Raw genomic sequence first — 19499 nt, forward strand, 5'->3', positions numbered from 1 at the left:
GCAGTTAGTACTCCACGCGAACCCAAAAGGGTTGCAACAAACCCTAGGTTACAGAACCTGGAATATTTCCAAGAACTGGCCGTCCGGGTCGGTTGCCATCATGACCAGAGCAGGAATGAAGTTGCCTTCGGCGTCGCCTAGATTGCGGCCCTCGGTCGGCGACATCAGGATTGATCCGCCCAAAGGTTCGATTGACGCCGCGACGGCCCGGATGTCGCGGGTTTCTAAGACAAGTGCCGCGTTGCCAAGCCCGAGGCGCGCGGACGCCTTCGGTTCCTCAAGCGGGGGATCCTTGACCTCGATCAGGCCGATCATCCCGATCAATGGGTCCCACCCGCGCAACATGACAAAACGCATTGTCCCGCCTCGACCTACCTGGCCGACAGGAAACCGAGGGACCACGGACAGGGGCATCTCGCGGTCGATATAGATTTCGAGGCCGAAGACGCTGCGATAGAACGCGATTGCCCGGTCCATATCGCGCGCGAAAAGTGTCGCGCGCCTCAGGACGCTTTGGTTGGTCCCCTGCGGCATGAGTCCTCCGATAAACGATTGGAAGAGCCTAGCGAGATGTACGGTCGGGCGCCACGGTAACCGGACCGGCAGGGAACTGCGGGTCACGCCTTCGTGCGCGGCGCAACCGTTGCCAGAATCAGAATGACGCCGTGGTTGGTGCCGCGCTACGGTGATCTGCTAATTCTGCGGGATATGTCGAACAATCCTCTCCTGCGACGGAATCCCGCTCCCCCGTTCGTGTTGATGCGAGCTTTGCGGAAAAGGTCTTGGTCGATGAGAAGTAAGACGCTCGGCGGAACGATGGCCCACCTCGGTCTAGCCCTAGGACTGTCCTTGGCCCTCGGGTTGTCACCGGCCCAGGGCCAGGGGCAAGATCTCCCCGAGCGCGTACGCCCGATGGATACGAACGGGAATGGCGTGATCGACCGCGATGAGGCGCGGGGCCCGCTTGGGACAAATTTTGCTGCCATCGACCGCGACAACAGCGGCGGAATCGATGGTAGCGAACTCGGCGCCTTTTTTGGCGGTGGCGGGAACGGCGCTGCCGTTGTCGTGGACGCCGTCATCGAGCAAGATCTTAATCAGACGACGTCGGTGATCGGCGCGCTAGTCGCCCAGCAAGCCGGTCCGGTGGCGGCCCGGGTCTCCGGACCGGTCGATACCATTCGGGTACAGGTTGGCGACCGGGTAAAGCGCGGGGATGTCCTGGTCGAGGTTTCCAGTGCCAGACTGCAGTCAGAGACCGATCGCAATCTGGCGATGGTCGAACAGAAACAGGCCATGGTGGTAATCGCCGAGGCCGAACTGGAAAAATCGCGGCAGGAGCGCGCACGCATCGAAAGCCTTGAGGGCTCGTCCGCCGTTTCGCAGAAGCGTCGGGACGACGTCGTGCAGGATGTTGTCATGAAGGATGGCAACCTGAGCAATCGCAAAGCAGAACTCGCGCAAGCCGTCGAACAATTGAATCGGGCGAATATCGACCTTCGCGACGCCGCTGTTCGCGCGCCCTACGACGGGATCGTGACCGAAAAAAGTACCGAGGTGGGTTCGTACGTCGGTGTTGGGGCACCGGTTGTCCGCTTGGTAAATCAGGCGGCGCTTGAAATCGAGGTTCAGGTCCCGTCGAGTCGGCTCGGCGGCGTGCGGCCTGGCGCTGAATTCCGAATCGCACTGGACGACGGCTCGCAGCACACGGCGGTTGTTCGGGCGGTGGTTCCAGTCGAAAACCCCCTAACCCGCACCCGTGTCGTCCGCTTGACGCCCACATTCGGCGATCTCCTCAAGCAGCCTGCTCTCAATCAGACGGTCACGGTGGAAATTCCCATCGGCGGGCAAGAAAGCGCCACGACCGTGCACAAGGATGCCGTTACCCGGGACGAAGGACGGCCGCTCGTTTTCATCGTGTCGGGCGGGCGAGTCGAGCGGAGGGACGTCACGTTAGGGGAAGCGATCGGCCAGCGCTTTACCGTCGTTCGCGGTCTTCAACCCGGCGAACGGGTCGTCATTCGGGGGAACGAGCAACTGTCGTCAGGCGCCGCTGTGCGTGTCGTCAGCGAAACTACCGGTGGATCGGATCCGAGAACCAACTAAATGAACATCATCCAGCTCTCTATTCAGCGGCCCATCGCAGTACTGGCCGCTGTGATCATGATTGTCCTGTTCGGGTGGGTATCGCTCGACCGCATTCCGATCCAGATGGCGCCCGACGTGCGCCAGCCCGTCATCCGCGTTACGACGAACTGGCCGGGCGCAGCACCGGCGGAGGTGGAGCGCGAGGTCATCAACCGGCAGGAAGAAGTCCTGAAGGGAATTGAGGGACTCCAGCGAATGGAGTCCAACGCGCGGAACAATCAAGGCAACGTCGAACTCGAATTCTCTCCGGACGCCGACCTAAATCGCTCACTCCTCTTGGTCGCCAACCGCTTGGATCGGGTGACCGGCTATCCGGAGGAGGCAGACGAGCCAACGCTGAGCACGTTCGGGACCGAAGATAACTCGATCGCCTGGTTCACCCTTCGTCGGGTGGAAGGCAATACGCGGGACCTGACAAGCTATTCGGCATTTCTGCAGGATGTCGTGCAGGACGGCATCGAACGGGTTGATGGCGTTGCCGGCGTGAGCGTCTGGGGCGCGACCGAGCAGGAAATGCGGATCGAAATCGATCCGGAACGGTTGTCGCGCTATGCGTTGACCGTTAACGACGTCGTGAGCCGATTGCGTGCCGCGAATGCATCGGTTAGCGGCGGCGATGTCGACGAAGGTAAACGCCGCTACATCGTCCGAACCGAAGGCGACTTCACGACCGTCGCGCAAGTTCAATCCATGCTGTTGCGCAGCGAATCCGACGGAAGCGGCGTCGGCCGCGTGTCGCTCGGCGACATCGCCGATGTGTTTGTCCAATTCAAACAGAGAAACGCGGTCTCCAAAACGATGGGGGCGCCGTCGATGACATTGAGCATCACGGGCCAACAGGGCGCCAACGTCATCGAGACCATGGACCGTATTCGCGCGAAGGTGCATGAACTGTCCGAAGGACCGCTCAAGGAAGCGGGCCTTTACGTAACCCAGATGTTCGATGAAACCGACTACATCAAGTCGGCGATCAACCTTGTGCTGCAGAATGTCGTAATCGGCGGGCTACTTGCCATCGTCATTTTGTTGATCTTCCTGCGGTCATGGCGGCCGACTTTCGTTGTCGCGCTTTCGATCCCCGTTTCCGTGATCGGCTCATTCGTTGCAATGGCGCTTCTGGGGCGGTCGCTCAACGTCATCAGCCTAGCCGGGATCGCCTTTGCGGTTGGGATGGTGGTCGATGCGGCGATCGTCGTCTTGGAAAACATCTACCGACTGCGGCAAAAGGGCCTCCCCGCCCACCGGGCCGCCTATGAGGGTGCGGCCCAGGTTTGGCCTGCCGTGCTGGTATCGGCGTTGACGACGGTCATGGTGTTCATACCGATCTTGGTGATGAGCCTCGAGGCCGGTCAGTTGTTCCGTGACATCGCGGTCGCGATTTCGGTTTCTGTCATGTTGTCGTTACTGGTTTCGGTGACCCTGATACCGGCGCTCGCCAATCGGATGCTGGCGCGAGGTGTCGCCGACCTCGATCATGTTTTTCCGCTGCCGGGCATCGATCACTTTGGCCGCGCCTTCACGGCGTTCTGGGTATGGTTCTCGCGTCTCGTGGTTCGCCGCAAGCCCGTTGCCATCGGCGTTATCGTCGGCATCACGACGGCCGCGGTCGTTTTCTCGATCAGTGTGTTGCCAAAAGTCGACTACCTCCCGACAGGCAACCGAAACTTCGTCTTTGGGTTTGTGAGTCCCCCGTCGGGCTACAATTTGCGCACAACCGAGGCGATCACCGATTTGATCGAAGTGGGAACGCGAGACTACTGGGCCGAGGGAGCCGACCCGGATGTGCTCGAAATCAACGGCGTCCCAGCCCTCAAACACTATTTTTCGATTGCCTTGCAGGGTCGCGCGTTCGTCGGAGGAACGACCGTTGACGAGAGCCGCGCGGGCGAAGTCATCCCGCTTCTACAAAGGCCGGCCCGCGACGAACCCGGGACCTTGGCTTTCCTCTTCCAGCCGTCGCTGTTCGGCCGGTCCGTTGGCGGAGGGCGATCGATCGATATCGATATTTCCGGGGCGGATCTCAGGATACTGTTTGATGTCGCGCAGGACGCCTACGACCGGGTCCAGCAGGTTCTACCGCTAAGCCAAGGCCACCGAACTCGACCGCGGCCGGGCTTGGAGTTCGGCGCGCCCGAGGTGCGGGTTGTGCCGGATCGACTCCGTCTTGCGGACAACGGCCTAACGGCCCGCGATCTGGGTCAAACCGTCGATGCCTTCAATGACGGGTTACGCGTCGCCGAGATCAATTTCGGCGGCAAGCGAATCGATCTGACTTTGGCGGGGAGTGCCCCGGTACGCGAGGAGACGCAAGCCATCGGCGCCTTACCGGTCGTCACTAGGGACGGTCGAATCCTGCCGGTCGAGAGCTTGGCCGACGTCATTGTGACATCGGGTCCTACCGAGATTCGCCGTGTAGAGCGCGCCCGAACGGTGACCTTGCAGGTGTCCCCGGCCCAAACGATGCCGCTGCAGGAAGCGATGGATATCATCAACGAACAAGTGCTGGCGCCGATGCAGGCGGCGGGTTTGCCAGCAGGCGTCGCGTTCAATTTGTCGGGCTCGGCCGACAAATTGACGCAGACGATGGACGAGCTATCAATCGACTTGCTGCTGGCGTTGGTCATCGTCTTTCTGGTTATGGCAGTGCTTTTTGAAAGCTTTATCTACCCGTTGATCATTATGCTGTCGGTACCGGTCGCTGCCGCAGGCGGTCTTGGTGGATTAGCGTTGCTAAATGTATTTGTCATCCAGCCGCTCGATATGCTCACGATGCTGGGGTTCGTGATTCTTATAGGGATCGTCGTGAACAACGCGATCCTCCTCGTGCATCAGACGCTGCACAACATTCGAAAAGAGGGGATGACTCCCGAAGACGCCATCACGGAGGCGACTCGAAATCGCATCCGGCCGATTTTCAGTTCTACCCTTACCAGCGTGTTCGGCATGTTGCCCTTGGTTATGTTCCCGGGTGCGGGATCGGAGCTTTACCGTGGCCTTGGATCGGTCGTACTCGGCGGCCTCGCGTTGTCAGCCGTGCTGACTATGGCCATCGTACCGCCGATGATGTCGATTACGGTGGCGTGGATCGAGGGTCGTGCGCGCGATCGCGTACGCTCCGAAGCGACCGAACAACCGGCCACTTAGTCGCGAACGGTCCGGAGGATCGAAGATGCCAGTCATGCCGGATTCGATCGCCGATGCGATCCGTGCCATGGGACACGTCTTCGACCCCAGCGTCGTGGCGAACACGTTTGCGCTTTACGACCCGCTAATCGCAGCTGCGCCGCGCGAAGGAATCAGCGTCGCCCGCGATCTGCATTATGGCCCCAACCCGCGCCATCTGCTCGATATCCACGTCCCCGAAGGTGGCGTGAAGCAGCCGATGCCCGTGGTCGTCTTTATCCATGGCGGCGGGTTCGTGCGGGGCCACAAGAACGCCAACCCCGAAAACCTGAACATGGCCTATGCCAATATTGCGAATTATTTCGCGCGCAACGGGATGATCGGCGTGAACGCGACATATCGGCTCGCGCCGGAGCACCAATGGCCCGCCGGTGCCGAGGATGTGGGATCGATGGTCGCTTGGTTGCGCGATAACATCGCCGAACACGGCGGCGACCCTGATAGCATCTTTCTCTTTGGCCAATCCGCTGGTGCCGTTCACGCGGCGACCTACCTGTTTTTCCCCGATCTCCATCGGACCCCTGGGTCGGGCGTTGCGGGCGCCGCCTTGTTTTCAGGGGTCTACGATGTCGAATCCGTACCGGCACCCGCCTCGGAACCCTATTACGGCGCAGACAAGGGCCTCCATCGCGCACGGTCGCCGATTCACGCTGTCGCCAACAGCCACGTTCCGCTATTCATCGTTATCGCGGAGTACGACCCGCCGATGATGGAACTGCAGGGTATCGACCTGTTGCGCACGGTCGCGCGGCGGGACGGACACAGTCCCAGGTTCTCGCGTTTGAAGGGCCACAACCACCTATCCGAGGCGTTGCACCTCAATACCGGCGAAGAAACCGTGGGGCCCGAACTACTCGATTTCGTCCGGACGCGCCGCTAGTTTCTCTTGTTCTTGAGCGATGTGCCCGTCGTATCGGCGCCGTCTAGATTAGCCCCTGCCACATCTGCATCCGTTGTTTCGGCACCGGTCAGGTTTGCCTCGCGCAAATCGCACTGGCGAAGATTCGCCCCCGAGAGCGTCGCTTGCGACAAATCGCTGCGCATGAGACGCGCGTCCGAAAGGTTGGCGCCGCTCAAGTCCGCGCCGTGGAAGTCCGTTTGTTCAGCGATCGCGCCATGCAGGTCGCCACCGACTATTTTGGCTTCTCGCATCGTTGCACCTGATAATGCGCTCTGCCGCAGCGACGCATTGCTCAAATCGGATCGCCGTCGTTCGCCGGTGGATTCGCCCCGGGGCGTCAGCATCTGAGCAGGCTCGAAACGGGCGTCCTCAAGGCGGGCATGACGTATCTTTGCTGCCTTGAGGGACGCCCCGGTCAAATCGGCAGCGCGCAGATCCGCCTCGTCCAAGATCGCGCTGTCGAGTTCAGCCAGAACCAACCAAGCACCGGCCAACAGGGCACCTTTCAGGTTCGTGCCGCGCAGATTGGCACCGCTCAGGTAAGCCGTTCGCAAGTCGATACCACCGAGATCGCGTCCGGCGAGATCGGCCCGTGTGCCCAACGTACCAAACGAGTCGATCCACAGGGCATGTTCGCGCAGCAAGATTTGGATATCCCTAGGCAGTTTGGCGCCGGTAAGGTTGATTGCGGCGCCGGAAAGCTCGGCGCCCTCAAAATCGGTGTTCAAAAGCAGCGCACCTTGCAAATTCGCCTGCGTCGCGTTCGCTCCCGCAAATGACGCGCCGGTCAAGTCGCTCGCGCCGAGGTCGGCTTTCTGAAGTTGTGCGTTTTCGAATTTGGCGCCGCGAAGCGCTGCCCCATAGAGCACCGTTGGTTGTTGCTCTCCACTGGATTCGGCGGGCCGCAGGTCGGCGCCGGCGAAATTGGCTTCGCTCAGCTTGGCGTGCCTCAGCCTGGCGCCACGGAGGTTGGCGTGTTCGAAATTCGCGCCCTCGGCGTCAGCATGTTCGAAGCTCGCCATTGCTAGCGACGCACGACCGAAATCCGTGCCTGTAAGGACGCACCGCGAGAAATCCGTTCCGGTAAGGACGGCCTCGCGCAAATTGAGTCCAGGTAACCGGAGGCCAGAAAGATCTTCGCCTTCAATCCGTGCGCGCTGACCGCCCGGCTCGCGCCGAGAGAATCGTTCGTGCGCCCTCAGGAGTTCGACGAATTCTTGGGCAGTCAACATCTCGCCTGACCGCCGGGAACTGTAAACATCACTACTAACCAAACTATTCCAGGTGATAGTTGAAAACATGGCGTCCGGCGATGAGAATTGCCAGCACTACTAGTACGCACTTCGCGTCAAATTTGAACTAAGGTCGGCGTTAACCATAATTACTGACGAAAACTGGGTTTGAAGCATGGCAAAAGCACCGGCAGGGCAATACATCGTCGAAGCCGGATGGGTCCTCGCCCACCGCAACGGCGCGTCTGAACTCATTCCGAACGGGTCGATTCGGGTGGAGAATGACCGCGTTGCGGAAGTCAACGATGGGCGCATCCCGGGCGACCTCCCGCGCATCTCGGTCCCGGGGGATATCGTGATGCCCGGACTGATCAGCGGCCATACCCATGTCGCGAGCGGAACTCCCACACGGGGAATCATTGAGGGTGGTCGATCATTTTCCCGTCCTATCAAACTAGTGGACCAACTCTCGGACGAAGAGCTGGACGATCTAACTGCATTTAATTTACTCGAAATTCTAAAGGCTGGATGCACGACCCAGGTCGAGATGAGCCTCAGCTTGAGGCAGGCCGAATCCTACGTACGCGTCGCGGGTGCGTGGGGCGCGCGTGGCTTTCCCGGCGGTATGATCCCTGGTACCTCACGGTTGGACGGGATCTGGTTCCGCGACGACGACCAAGCACTCTTTGATTCCGTGCCTGACACATTGGCGGAGATCGAGGCGAACCTCGCTTTCGGTAAGAAACTCGTGGGATCCTTCGGTGGACGCATGAAGGGCATGATGGCGCCCCATGCCACGGACACCCATACTGATGAAACAATGGCAGCGATCGTCGCGGCGGCGGGCGAGCTTGGTACCGGCATTCATATTCATCTGTCCCAGCGCGCAACCGAGACCGACGCCGTCCGTCGCCTCCAGAATGGCCTCTCGCCAACCCAGTGGATGGACAAACTCGGAGGGTTTGCCGGACCTTTCTTCGGCGCGCACATGTCCGGCCTAGATTGGAAAACCGATCCGGAAATTTTGAAACGACACGGCGCCGTCTACGCGCACTGTCCGTCCGCCGGCGGCGCCGGGGGCGCAACCCAGCCCTATCCGGAAGCTTTGGCGTCCGGCATTGCCACCAATATTGCGATCGATACGCACTCGAACGATCTGATCGAAAACATCAAACTCGCGGTGATCGGTGGTAAAGCGCGGGCCAAACTGTTGGCCGGAACGAAGGTCAAGGCGCCGACGATTTGGGACGCCGTCGATGGCGCCACTGTCGTTGCGGCAAATGGGCTGAGGCGGCCCGATTTGGGTCGTCTTAGCGCCGGGGCGAAGGCGGACTTCATTACGGTGGATATTTCGGACTGGTTGGTCGGCGCGGGAACGGTCCCCCCGGAACCCCTGAACAACTTGCTCTACGCGAATGGATCGAACGTCCGGCATGTCGCCGTCGATGGCACGTTCTTGGTATACAATCGCGCTCCCACAATGGCCGACGAAGGCGCTATCTTCGAACGGGGCGCGACGGTGAATCGCAAGATCTGGAAGCAACTTGCGGACGAAAACTGGTTTGCTCCAATGCCTCGATGACGCGTTCGGGCGAACCAGACGTTCTCGAACGATTGGCGGCATCGGGTTGGGCGGTCGGTGCGACTGGCACCATCGCCCAGGCTTGACTCAACCCACCCGCGGCGTGTGACAATGGTGTCGACGGTTCCCCGCAAGGGGTGAAAAGGGAACACGGTGAGGCTTAGGCCGAAACCGTGGCTGCCCCCGCAACTGTAAGCGACGAGCTAGCGTCCGTACGTGCCACTGGGAGACCGGGAAGGCAGGGCGTCGGCGATGACCCGCGAGCCAGGAGACCTGCCGTCGACGTCACCCATCCGTCGATCGGGGCGCTCGGTGGTGCGGATTTCCGTAGTGGTGGCGACGATTGTACGTCGTAGCTGGGGGTCCGCGAGATGGAAGCATTCGCCTTTCCGAAGATACGAACCGCCAAGAATCGGTCGCTGGAATCTCTTCCGGCCTTCGACGCTGCGAACGTACGCCTCGTTCATCGCTTCGGAGAATCCTATGGAAAAGAAATTGACTGCCACGGCGATTGCCTTGGCCTTGCTTGCCGCTAGCTTGCCCGAACCTGCCCGGTCCCAGGGGGTGTTGCCTGAGACCGTCGTGACGGCGAGTCGACTGCCGACCGCGCGGGAACGCGTCGCGAGTTCTGTCACGGTCGTTACAGCGGAGGATATCGCGGCCAAACAACAGCGAACCCTGGTGGAGGTTCTTGGAGACGTGCCGGGCCTTCAGGTTGTCCAGTCAGGTGGGTTGGGAAAACAAACCTCCGTGTTCTCGCGCGGCAGCAACAGCAACCATACGCTGATCGTGATCGACGGCGTCGAAATGAGCGATACCAGTACGCCAAACGGCGCGTTCAACTTTGCCCATCTCTTGACGGCGGATATCGAACGCATCGAAGTCGTGCGCGGCCCCCAAAGCACGCTGTTTGGATCCGATGCGATTGGCGCGGTCATTAGCATCACGACGAAACTCGGGACCGGCCCGACGCAGTATCTCATTCAGGGTGAAGGCGGTGCCTTCGACACGGTCAACGGCACGCTACAGGTCGCTGGAAGCCGCGGCCGTCTCCGGTATGCCCTGGGTTCGAGCTACCTCGATAGCGACGGCGAAAGCGTCTCGCCAGCGCGTATTCGCGCGCTGCAAGCGGGCGCCACCGAGGAAGACGACGGCTATACCCAACGTTCAGCATCGGTGCACCTCGCCTATGAAGCGTCCGATAGCGTGAACTTCGGGTTTGCCCTCCACCACGTCAGAACCCGTTCGGAGACCGATCAACCGATCGAGGACCCTGACGCTTACGAGAGGACCCGCCAATGGTTCGGTCGTGCCGATGCAACGTTAGATTTCTTCGGCGGACTCATGGAGTCAATCGTCGGCGCGTCGGTGACCCGTCACACGCGAGATTCGTTCAATGTGCCTGGAATCGCCAACACGCTTCAACGGAGCGACGACCTGGGGGCCAAGACCAAGTATGAAATTCAAAACAACTTCTTCGTGGTCGAAGACCACATTCTGACACTCGGGCTGGAGACCGAACTCGATTCTCTCAAGAACACCCAATTCTCCAATTTCAGCGGCTTCACAATTGTCGGAACGACCGATTCGGATGCCCGCACAAACGCGGCTTACGTCCAGGATCAGTTTGCCTACGGTGACCGGGTGTTCGGCACGCTGGGCTTTCGTTACGACGATCACGACACACTGGGCTCGAAACTCACCTTCCGGCTGGCACCTGTCGTCGCCTTTCCGGAACGGGGGCTTCGCATCAAAGCAGCTGTCGGTACGGGATTCCGAGCGCCGGCCCTGTTTCAGCTGTTCGGCAACACCCGTAGCAGCAACGGCGGCACCTTTAGAGGCGATCCCAACCTGAGGGCCGAGGAGAGCATCGGGTGGGAGGTCGGTTTCGAACAGTCTGTTATGACGGGCAGGGTTACGGTGGGATCGACCTATTTCGACCAAGAAATCAAAAACTTGCTGGAGACCAAGTTCACCGGATCGAATTCGACTGTCATCAACCTAGCACGGGCGGACATCTTCGGATTCGAATCGTTCATCAGCGCCGGCGTAACGCCAAACGTCTCGGTCAGGCTCGACCATACGTTCACGCGGGCCGAGAACAAAGCGACCGGGGGCGATCTGCGCCGGCGACCCAAGCAAAAATTGAGTGCGGAAGTTCGCTACCATGCGAGCGACCGGTTGTCTGTGATCGGCGGGATGCGGTTCAACGGTCCGGGGAAGGATGTTTCGGGAAATCCCCTTGCCTCGTCCCAAGAGATCAACAAAGGCAGTCACACGCTCGTCAATGTCTCCGCGAATTACGACCTAAACGACGGTGCGTCGCTTTTCGGCAGGATCAATAATCTGTTGAACCGGAAGTACGAGACCGCCGATGGACTAGCAGGGTCCAGCCGAGCCGTTGTCGTCGGTGCTCGGGTGAGGTTCTGAGCGTGACGTCACGCTGGTCTGCGGTGTTCGCCATGGCACTGACTGGTGCCATGGCTGTCGCGGCGAACCCGGTCGCCGCCCAGACGGCAACACCGGCTTCGCCTCGGGTCGTCTCAATAAACCTGTGCGCCGACCAACTGGTATCGCTTCTGGCAGACCGCGACAACGTGCTGTCTCTCACGCACCTGTCAGCCGACCCTTCGATCTCCTATGTGGCGCGTCGCGCCCAGGGCATTACGGTCAACCACGGTCGTTCCGAAGAAGTGCTCGCCCTGCAACCGGATTTGGTTGTGGCCGGACGTTTCGCGGCGCGGCCCACCGTCGCCATGCTGCAGAGGTTTGGGCTCGAGGTCATCGATTTACCGATCCCCGAATCCTTTGCCGATATTCGCGATCAGATTCGCCTTTTGTCGCAACGCCTCGGTGAGGCCGACCGCGGCGAAGAGATGGTCGCGGAAATGAACCGCCGGTTGGCGGCAATTTCGGTCGATCGTCGTCCGGGACGACGGGCGTTGGTATTAGGTGTTCGGGGTTTTACCAGCGGAATCGGCACCTTGGTCCATGAGGTTCTCGAGGCAGCCGGTCTTCGGAACGTTGCTATTGAATTGGGAATCCGCGGCTACGGCCAGATCGGGCTGGAAGAAATTCTCCGTGCCGACCCGGAGATCATCGTTATCAACCAACCGGCGGTGGCGTTTCCATCGCTCGCTCGGGATGTACTCGCGCATCCGGCGCTGCGGCACTTCGGTAACCGGATCATCCAAATCGATCCGGCGCTATGGACTTGCGGTGGTCCTTATACCGTCGATGCCGTCACCTTCCTGGCACAGGCGACGCAATGACGGCGGTCCCTTCGGAAGCTCAGGCGGCGCGGCAGCGCGCGTCCTCCGACATGGGGTTGATCGTTACGCTCGGTCTGCTCGTGTTGGTTCTCGCGCTCGCGTCGATGATCGTTGGCCGGGTTCCGCTCGCGTTTGTCGCGGCGGTGACACAACTGATGGCCGGCGAGAACTCGACCGCGGCCATGATCCTGGGCGAAATTCGATTCCCGCGGGCGCTGCTTGCCGCGTTGGTCGGAGCGACTTTGGGGGTTGCCGGCGCGGCAATGCAGGGCCTGTTGCGAAACCCCTTGGCTGAACCCGGCATTCTCGGGGTGTCGGCGTCAGCCGGACTCGGGGCCGTCATCGCCCTCTACTTTGGCTTTGCCCAGGCATCGAGTTTTGCCCTGCCGGTTGCCGGCATGGCAGGGGCACTAGTCGCGGTCCTGCTGACCTACGTGCTTGCCGGACGCGATGCGAGCATTCTGACGTTGATCTTGGCGGGTGTGGCGCTGAACGCTTTTGCCGGTGCCCTGACCTCCCTTGCCCTCAATCTCGCCCCCAGCCCCTATGCGGCGCTTGAGATCGTCTTCTGGCTATTGGGTTCTTTGGCCGACCGGTCCTTCGATCACGTCAGAATCGCACTGCCCCTGATGGTCGTGGGTGCCGTCCTTTTGGCCGGGACTGGCCGTGCGCTCAATGCGTTGTCGCTTGGGGAAGACGTGGCGCGGTCGCTCGGGATCAATCTGCGCATTGTCCGTGCGCGGCTCATTCTTGGAACCGCGGTTGCCGTTGGTGCGGCGGTATCGGTCTCCGGAACGATAGGGTTCGTCGGTTTGGTCGTTCCCCACCTGATCCGACCCTTGGTCGGGCATGAGCCCGGCCGTCTCATGCTCCCGAGCGCCCTTGGTGGGGCAGCGCTGGTGTTAGCGGCCGATATCGCGACACGCCTCGTGCCGGTCGAGCCCGATCTTCAGCTAGGGGTGGTAACGGCAATCGTCGGCGCACCGTTCTTCCTCTACCTCCTTCTACACATCCGCCGGTCCATGCGATGAACGGGATTCGAGCAGAGGATATTTCGGCTCATCTGGGCGGACGCCCGGTGCTGCACAGAGTGTCGCTGGAAGCTCACGCTGGAACGCTGGTCGGTCTGATCGGGCCCAATGGGTCCGGGAAGACGACACTGCTGCGCGCCCTTGCCGGGCTACAGCGGTGCGAGACCGGGCGCGTACAGATCGATGGAACATCCATCGAGGCACTGGCTCGTTCTGAGTTGGCCCGTCGCCTATCGTTTTTACCCGCAGGCACCGAAATTCATTGGCCGCTTTCGGTTGAACGTCTTGTTGCGCTCGGGCGCATACCGCATCTCGATGGCTGGCAGCGTTTGCGTGAAGCCGATCACGCGGCGATCAGCGGCGCGCTTGAGGCCGTTTCCGCCGCCCACTTGATCGGTCGGACGGTCTCGGCGCTTTCCACCGGCGAGCGCGCCCGTGTGGTATTGGCTCGGGCATTGGCGAACGACCCTGCGATCTTACTTGCCGACGAGCCCGTCGCGGCGTTGGACCTCAACCACCAACTCTTGGTTCTCGACCTCATTCGGGATCGCTGCAAGGCCGGGAAGACCGCGGTGGTTGTGCTGCACGACCTCAGCCTCGCCGCGCGGTATTGCGACCGTACGGTCTTGCTCCATGAGGGTCGAATATTCGCCGACGGAGCGCCGTCGGCGGTTCTAGTGTCGGAAAACCTCCGCGCCGCATATGGCGTCGAGGGTGCGCTTCAGTATCACCTCGGGGTTCCGAGCGTCGTAGCGCTGCGGCGACTCGGTGAAACGACGATCGAGGCTTTGCCGTGAGATCGCTCGGCTTTACGCTCTTTCTATCAACGACCGTTCATGCCGTCGCCGCGGTGGCGTTACTCGTCGGGTTCTCGAGTACAGGATCTCCCGATCATCCGAACATCATCGTTACCGATCTAATCTTCGAAGTCGAAGCCGCGTCGACTGAACCGGCGCCGGGCACCGAGATCGCCGCTGCGGCGTATGCCGCGACCGCTTTACCGGAATTGGAGCATCCGGAAGAGGTAAGCGGATCGGCGCCCACCGACCGGGCAAACGAATCGACCGATCCAACAACGCCATCTCCAGCCTCGGGGATTGCCACAAAAGGCGAGTCCGCACCGCCAATCCGTGAAGAATCCGACGGGGTGAGTGTTGGTAGCGAGCAAGATCACATGCCGTCGGACTTTAGAACCGCGGAACAACACCCGGTGGAAAAAGCTGCTGTGGCGACACCGATTTCTGCGGCGGACAGGAAGCCTAGTTGGACCGGGCACGCACCGCGAAACAAACCGATGCCACCACCGTCACAAGCCACGAGCGTCGCGACGCCACCGGTTGGGGACCCACCGGTAACTGCCGCTCAGGCACAGTCGGGCCCGACGACAGAAGATAACACGCCGTCGGTCACGCGCGGCGGACCGACAGCCATGCCTACGGCGATACAGCATGCATTGTCCCTGGCCGCCCTCCCCCCAAGCAGAGCGAGTGGTGTTGCCCCTACGGACGAGGTTGGCAGGGAACCGGCGCGGTATGCTGGGACGGCGCTCGGAAACCGCCCGCCGAAATACCCCTACGCGGCGCGGCGGACGGGCGCCGAAGGACGGGTTGTGATAGAGGTGTCGGTCGGGCGCAACGGCGGCGTTCTCAATGCGTCGGTCGCTGAATCCAGCGGCCACCGGCTTCTGGACCGGTCGGCCCTGGAGGCTGTGCGCAATTGGACGTTCATCCCTGCCCGGCGTAGCGGTCATCCGGTTGCGTCGACTATTGCGGTCCCGATCGTCTTTCTTCTCGCGAGCGAAACAACCTCCGCACGGGAATAGGCCGGGATAACACCGGCTTTACAGTGACGGTTGGTGCGGGCACCGCTAGTCTTGTGGCGGTCTATCTTCGGCGTCGGGAGCGAAAACGTGAAAGCAGGTTTGGGAGAAGCGGTCGTCCGGGCGGAAGACGATCGATTGTTGTGCGGACGCGGACGCTACACCGACGATCATGTTCTGCCCGGAGAGGCGCGCGCTGTCGTACTACGCTCGCCCCATGCCGCGGCCGAAATTCTCAGCATCGACACCGAACACGCAGTGGCGATACCCGGCGTTCTGTCGGTCCTGACGGGCGAAGACGTTGTGGCCGCCGGTCTGGGGTTTGCGGCGTCGATGGCCGATTACAAGCGCCCGGACGGCACGCCCATGTTCAAAGCGCCGCGCCGACCGCTCGTGGTCGACGGACGGGTACGGTTTGTAGGGGATCCGGTTGCCTTTGTTGTCGCGGAGACCTTGGAGATCGCTCGTGCTGCTGCGGAAGCTATCCAGGTCGACTATAAGCCGGTCGCGGCAGTAATCGATACGCTTGAGGCGCTAAATCCGGACGCCGTCGCGGTCTGGGAGGACTGTCCCGACAACGTCTCGTTCCGTTTCGAGGCGGGCGACCAGGCAGCTGTCGCGGCGGCCTTTGCCCGCGCGGACCATGTGACGCGACTCGATCTTATCGTTAACCGCGTGTCGGCAGCGCCGATGGAACCGCGCGCCGCGGTCGCTGCATTTGACCCTGTGGAAGAACGGTTGGTGCTCTACTGCGGCGTTCAAAATCCGCATATCACGCGCCGGGTCCTGGCGCGGCAGTTTCTCAATATCCCCGAGAGCCAGCTACGGGTGGTCAGTCCGGATATGGGCGGCGCGTTCGGTATGCGTTCTTCGCCTTACCCGGAGATGTCATTGGTGCTGCATGCGGCGCGGCTATTGCGCCGTCCGGTGCGATGGACGATCGAACGGTCCGAGGCATTTATCGCCGACGATCAAGCGCGGGACAATCGAACGCACGCCGAACTGGCCTTGGACAAAGACGGCACGTTTCTGGCGCTGCGCGTGCAAACCGTTGCCGCGCTCGGCGCGTATGTTTCAATGGGCGGCGCCGGGCCCGCGACATTGAACGTCGGCGGGCTAGCCGGGGTTTATCGCACACCGGCCATCCATGTCACGGTGACGGGCGCGCTGGCCAACACGCCCTCGACGGCGGCCTACCGGGGCGCGGGCCGCCCGGAGGCCTCCTATACGATAGAACGCCTGATCGATGCGGCTGCGCGGGAACTCGGCATCGACCGTGTTGACTTACGGCGGCGCAACACGATCAGCCCCGACGAAATGCCATTCAAGACGGGGCTCGTCTTTACCTACGATTGCGGCGAATTCGAACGCAATATGGATATGGCACTGACGGCGATCGACTACGCCGACTACCGCCGGCGCGCGGATGAATCGGCCAAGAACGGCAAGCTGCGCGGTTTTGGATTAGCCAACGTGATCGAACGCGCTGCGGCTCTCGGCGAGGAAACCGCCGAAATTCGTTTCGATCCTTCGGGTGGAGTCACGCTGCTTATGGGGACCCATTCCCATGGCCAAGGGCACGAAACGGTATTCAAACAACTTCTATCCGGAAAGCTCGGGTTAGATTTCGATAACGTCCGCTATGTACAGGGCGATACCGATCTTGTCGCGCACGGCTTCGGCACTTTTGGTTCGCGGTCATCCGGCCTGGGTGGCGCAGCGTTGGCGCGTGCCGCGGACAAGATCATCGAAAAGTGTCGACTGATCGTGGCGCACGCGATGGAAGCCGACCCCACCGATATCGAATTTGCGAGCGGCGTCTTCTCTGTCGTCGGCACCGATCGCAGGACCACGCTCCTTGAGGCGGCGGCGCAGGCGTTCAACGCTCCGAAGCTACCGCCTGGTATGGAGCCCGGACTGCACGAACGCGCAGCTTTTTCGCCTATCGGTGCAACCTTTCCCAACGGTTGCCATGCCTGCGAAGTTGAGATCGACCCTGAAACCGGCGTGGTGGAGATTCTCCGCTACGTCGTCGTGGACGATGTCGGCAATGTCATGAATCCGATGCTGCTGAAGGGCCAGATCCATGGCGGCATTGCCCAAGGTATCGGGCAGATTGGGATGGAAGACATCGTGTGGGACACCGAAAGCGGGCAGCAGCTCTCGGGATCCTTTATGGACTACTGCATGCCGCGGGCCCTTGATCTCCCGTTTTTTGAAGTTCTTAGCAACCCGGTCCCGACGGCCCTGAATCCGCTCGGAATCAAAGGGGCGGGCGAAGCCGGCACGGTTGGGGCAATGCCGTGTTTGATGAATGCCATCATCGATGCACTCGGCGCACGCGGCGTGCACACCTTGGACATGCCCGCGACACCGCACCGTGTATGGTCGGCGCTCCAGCGAGACTAGGCCGTAGCGCGTGCTTCAATAGCGAGCGGGCGTTCCAGAATGCGTTTCAGTTCACCTGCCGGCACCGGGGGTGAGATGAAATACCCTTGTGCGTAGTCGCAGCCGGCGTTGGTCAGATAGTCGAACGCGACTTGGGTTTCGACGCCTTCGGCACAAACGCTCAAGCCAAGATTATGGGCGAGATCGACGATAGACCGAACGATGTGCGCGGCTTCGTCGTCGCTTGGCAATGAATGGACGAAGGATCGATCGATCTTTAATTCGCCGAACGGCATCCGATAGAGCTGAATGAGCGAGGAGTATCCAGTGCCGAAATCGTCGATCGAAAGTTGAATCCCTTTGAGGCGAAATCGAGTCAGGATGTCCATGGACAACGCCACATTTTGCATGGCCCCCGTTTCGGTAACTTCTAGGATGAGATATGCGGGCGCGATTCCGCCATCTTTCAAGAGTGCGGCGATGGTGTCGGGTAACGTGATGTCCGTAAGCAAAGCCGGCGAGAGGTTGACCGCCGCAGCGAGCTGATGTCCTGCCGCGTGCCATCCTTTTAGGTCGTCGATCACGCGTTCGAGCATCTCCAACGTAAGGGGCAAAATGGCTCCGGACTCTTCGGCGATCCAAACGTATTGATCGGGACCGACAAGGCCGATGTGCGGATGATTCCAGCGGGAAAGAACCTCGACGCCCATGATAGACGAGCGTTGTTGCCGATTGGGAAGGAGGACCTTCGGCTGGTAATAGTTGACGAACTCTCCCTTCTCGATGCCGGTGGCGAGGCGCTTGGCATCGATGATCGACGCGGGAACGCCACGTCCCTTGCTCAATAACTCTCGCATGCTGGAGACGGAAAAGGGTTTCCGCAGATATCCGGCAATATCGAGCTCCAAGTTTGCGGCAATCCGCTCGGCTGACCGAAGTGTGCGATCGTCCATGCCACTCATCAAAATTATCTTGGAGCGGCAGTCGGCCCCCGCGAGGCGGCGGAGAACCTCAACGCCGTCGCAGTCGGGCATCACCAGATCCAACATGATCACGTCTGGTGTGAACGCCTCGTAGTGCTGCCAAAAGGCAGCGCCGTTCTCGCCGGTCCGGACCGCAAATCCCATAGACTCGGCAACCTCCTCAACGACGTGGAGGATGCCGGGCTCATCGTCGGCGGCCAGCAGTTTTGGAACGCGGTCCATGCCACCGGAATACCAAGGGGCGGGCGTCCGCGATACGCGGGGATGCCCGTAACCGGCACGGTTGTCTACTTATCGGGGCGGGCTTGCCCGCAGGGGGGGCTACATCTCCAGGCGTTGGATTCCGGCATCGATTGCGATCTGGACCAATCCGGCAATGGACGAAGCTTCCATCTTTTTCATCATTCGCATCCGCTGGACCTCGACCGTTCGCGGCGAGGTGTCGAGAGCTCGAGCAATTTCCTTATTTGACAGCCCTTCCACGACCATTTCCAGAACCGTTCGTTCGCGTTCGGTCAGGGAATCCAGCCGCGTCGCTATCTCTGTCTTGGTGCGGTGGCGCTCGCGGTTCTCGGAATCCGCCCGGAGGCAGTTCTGAATTGAATCCAATAGATCTTGGGCGCGGAAAGGCTTTTCGACAAATTCGTGGGCACCGGCGCGCATTGCCTCGACGGTCATGGGGATGTCGCCGTACCCGGTGAGAACAATTACCGGAGGCGGGACGGGCTGTTCTTGAAGCTTTTTTTGTATTTCGAGCCCGCTGGTGCCTGGCATGCGAACATCCAAAATCACGCAACCCGGTGCCGTCGGTTCGTAGGCTGCCAAGAAGTCGTCGCCGTTCTCGAATGTTTGGGACCGCAATCCTACAGTCTTAACCAAGTCGACAATGATTTGTCGAATGCCTTCATCATCGTCGACAACGAAGACGGTAGGTGCGTCTTGACCGCTCATCTGCTCCCC

At 60.9% G+C, this 19499-nt stretch carries 14 protein-coding genes and 1 riboswitch; of the genes, 10 read left to right on the forward strand and 4 right to left on the reverse strand.

Annotation, left to right across the window (positions count from 1 at the left end; all coding sequences use genetic code 11):
* Positions 1-48 precede the first annotated feature (48 nt).
* Positions 49-534: a VOC family protein gene (locus RID42_05440; protein ID MEQ8247107.1), complete on the reverse strand. Its 486-nt coding sequence runs from the start codon at positions 532-534 to the stop codon at positions 49-51.
* 255 nt (positions 535-789) lie between these two features.
* Here RID42_05440 and RID42_05445 point away from each other — a divergent pair, with 255 nt between their 5' ends.
* Genes RID42_05445 through RID42_05455 form a run of 3 tightly spaced genes read left to right on the forward strand, consistent with a single transcriptional unit; the run spans position 790 to position 6211 of the window.
* A complete protein-coding gene (locus RID42_05445; GenBank protein ID MEQ8247108.1) occupies positions 790-2106 on the forward strand; it encodes an efflux RND transporter periplasmic adaptor subunit in 1317 nt (438 codons plus the stop codon).
* Complete coding sequence (locus RID42_05450) at positions 2107-5292, forward strand: efflux RND transporter permease subunit (protein MEQ8247109.1); 3186 nt, start codon at positions 2107-2109, stop codon at positions 5290-5292. It begins immediately after the preceding gene.
* Positions 5293-5317: 25 nt separating this feature from the next.
* The gene (locus tag RID42_05455; protein ID MEQ8247110.1) at positions 5318-6211 is read left to right on the forward strand and encodes an alpha/beta hydrolase; all 894 of its coding nucleotides are present in this window, start codon (positions 5318-5320) and stop codon (positions 6209-6211) included.
* On the opposite strand, the gene RID42_05460 is transcribed toward RID42_05455, so the two are convergent.
* A complete protein-coding gene (locus RID42_05460) occupies positions 6208-7464 on the reverse strand; it encodes a pentapeptide repeat-containing protein (GenBank protein ID MEQ8247111.1) in 1257 nt (418 codons plus the stop codon). The two genes, RID42_05455 and RID42_05460, sit on opposite strands and share 4 nt — an antisense overlap.
* Positions 7465-7639: 175 nt before the next feature.
* Here RID42_05460 and RID42_05465 point away from each other — a divergent pair, with 175 nt between their 5' ends.
* From RID42_05465 to RID42_05495, 7 genes are all read left to right on the forward strand, one after another.
* Positions 7640-9046 carry an amidohydrolase family protein gene (locus RID42_05465; protein MEQ8247112.1) on the forward strand — a complete coding sequence of 469 codons (1407 nt, stop codon included), beginning with the start codon at positions 7640-7642 and terminating at the stop codon, positions 9044-9046.
* Positions 9047-9150: 104 nt separating this feature from the next.
* A riboswitch (cobalamin riboswitch) is annotated at positions 9151-9342 on the forward strand.
* Between the two features lie 187 nt (positions 9343-9529).
* Positions 9530-11476: a TonB-dependent receptor gene (locus RID42_05470; GenBank protein MEQ8247113.1), complete on the forward strand. Its 1947-nt coding sequence runs from the start codon at positions 9530-9532 to the stop codon at positions 11474-11476.
* Between the two features lie 32 nt (positions 11477-11508).
* On the forward strand, positions 11509-12318 hold the full coding sequence (locus RID42_05475; protein ID MEQ8247114.1) for an ABC transporter substrate-binding protein: 810 nt from the start codon (positions 11509-11511) through the stop codon (positions 12316-12318).
* Positions 12315-13349, forward strand: coding sequence for an iron ABC transporter permease (locus RID42_05480; GenBank protein MEQ8247115.1), 1035 nt, complete (start codon positions 12315-12317; stop codon positions 13347-13349). Before RID42_05475 ends, RID42_05480 begins: the two co-directional genes overlap by 4 nt.
* Positions 13346-14146 carry an ABC transporter ATP-binding protein gene (locus RID42_05485; protein ID MEQ8247116.1) on the forward strand — a complete coding sequence of 267 codons (801 nt, stop codon included), beginning with the start codon at positions 13346-13348 and terminating at the stop codon, positions 14144-14146. The genes RID42_05480 and RID42_05485 overlap by 4 nt, the downstream gene beginning before the upstream one ends.
* Positions 14143-15171 carry a TonB family protein gene (locus RID42_05490; GenBank protein MEQ8247117.1) on the forward strand — a complete coding sequence of 343 codons (1029 nt, stop codon included), beginning with the start codon at positions 14143-14145 and terminating at the stop codon, positions 15169-15171. The genes RID42_05485 and RID42_05490 overlap by 4 nt, the downstream gene beginning before the upstream one ends.
* Positions 15172-15258: 87 nt before the next feature.
* A complete protein-coding gene (locus tag RID42_05495) occupies positions 15259-17577 on the forward strand; it encodes a xanthine dehydrogenase family protein molybdopterin-binding subunit (protein MEQ8247118.1) in 2319 nt (772 codons plus the stop codon).
* Here RID42_05495 and RID42_05500 read toward each other — a convergent pair.
* Both RID42_05500 and RID42_05505 read right to left on the reverse strand, forming a co-directional pair.
* Positions 17574-18761 (reverse strand): EAL domain-containing response regulator, encoded by a 1188-nt coding sequence (locus RID42_05500; GenBank protein ID MEQ8247119.1) that lies wholly within the window; start codon positions 18759-18761, stop codon positions 17574-17576. The two genes, RID42_05495 and RID42_05500, sit on opposite strands and share 4 nt — an antisense overlap.
* Before the next feature lie 99 nt (positions 18762-18860).
* Positions 18861-19490 (reverse strand): response regulator, encoded by a 630-nt coding sequence (locus RID42_05505; protein MEQ8247120.1) that lies wholly within the window; start codon positions 19488-19490, stop codon positions 18861-18863.
* Between the last annotated feature and the right edge of the window lie 9 nt (positions 19491-19499).

Source organism: Alphaproteobacteria bacterium, assembly GCA_040216735.1.
In the GTDB taxonomy this organism is placed as follows: domain Bacteria; phylum Pseudomonadota; class Alphaproteobacteria; order SHVP01; family SHVP01; genus CALJDF01.

Coding starts and splice junctions, on each gene's coding strand:
- RID42_05460 (MEQ8247111.1), bottom strand. CDS start 7,464: ATGTTGACTGCCCAAGAATTCGTCGAACTCCTGAGGGCGCACGAACGA.
- RID42_05465 (MEQ8247112.1), top strand. CDS start 7,640: ATGGCAAAAGCACCGGCAGGGCAATACATCGTCGAAGCCGGATGGGTC.
- RID42_05440 (MEQ8247107.1), bottom strand. CDS start 534: ATGCCGCAGGGGACCAACCAAAGCGTCCTGAGGCGCGCGACACTTTTC.
- RID42_05485 (MEQ8247116.1), top strand. CDS start 13,346: ATGAACGGGATTCGAGCAGAGGATATTTCGGCTCATCTGGGCGGACGC.
- RID42_05505 (MEQ8247120.1), bottom strand. CDS start 19,490: ATGAGCGGTCAAGACGCACCTACCGTCTTCGTTGTCGACGATGATGAA.
- RID42_05475 (MEQ8247114.1), top strand. CDS start 11,509: ATGGCACTGACTGGTGCCATGGCTGTCGCGGCGAACCCGGTCGCCGCC.
- RID42_05480 (MEQ8247115.1), top strand. CDS start 12,315: ATGACGGCGGTCCCTTCGGAAGCTCAGGCGGCGCGGCAGCGCGCGTCC.
- RID42_05470 (MEQ8247113.1), top strand. CDS start 9,530: ATGGAAAAGAAATTGACTGCCACGGCGATTGCCTTGGCCTTGCTTGCC.
- RID42_05455 (MEQ8247110.1), top strand. CDS start 5,318: ATGCCAGTCATGCCGGATTCGATCGCCGATGCGATCCGTGCCATGGGA.
- RID42_05450 (MEQ8247109.1), top strand. CDS start 2,107: ATGAACATCATCCAGCTCTCTATTCAGCGGCCCATCGCAGTACTGGCC.
- RID42_05500 (MEQ8247119.1), bottom strand. CDS start 18,761: ATGGACCGCGTTCCAAAACTGCTGGCCGCCGACGATGAGCCCGGCATC.
- RID42_05445 (MEQ8247108.1), top strand. CDS start 790: ATGAGAAGTAAGACGCTCGGCGGAACGATGGCCCACCTCGGTCTAGCC.